Here is a 291-nt window from a genome sequence, read left to right on the forward strand (position 1 = left end):
ATTTTAATGGATCAGTGGTCCCGATCGGCCGTCCGATTGCGAACACGCGGGTGTACGTGCTGGACGGTCATGGCGCGCCGGTGCCGTTCGGGGCGGTGGGCGAGCTTTACATTGGCGGGGCGGGGGTCGCGCGTGGCTACCTGAACCGCCCCGAGCTGACAGCAGAGCGGTTCATCGCCAGTCCCTTTGTGGAGGGCGATCGGCTGTACCGCACGGGGGACCTGGCGCGGTACCTGCCGGACGGCAATCTGGAGTTTCTGGGGCGCACCGACGAGCAGGTCAAGATCCGGG

1 protein-coding gene is annotated in these 291 nt (G+C 66.7%); it reads left to right on the top strand.

The window, feature by feature from the left end; translation table 11 throughout:
• Positions 1-291: AMP-binding protein (locus ACLFKU_RS44530; RefSeq protein ID WP_410853492.1), on the top strand; the 291-nt coding region annotated here is incomplete at both ends.

It is taken from the genome of Paraburkholderia sp. EG304 (genome assembly GCF_046543485.1).
Classification (GTDB): Bacteria; Pseudomonadota; Gammaproteobacteria; order Burkholderiales; family Burkholderiaceae; genus Paraburkholderia; species Paraburkholderia youngii.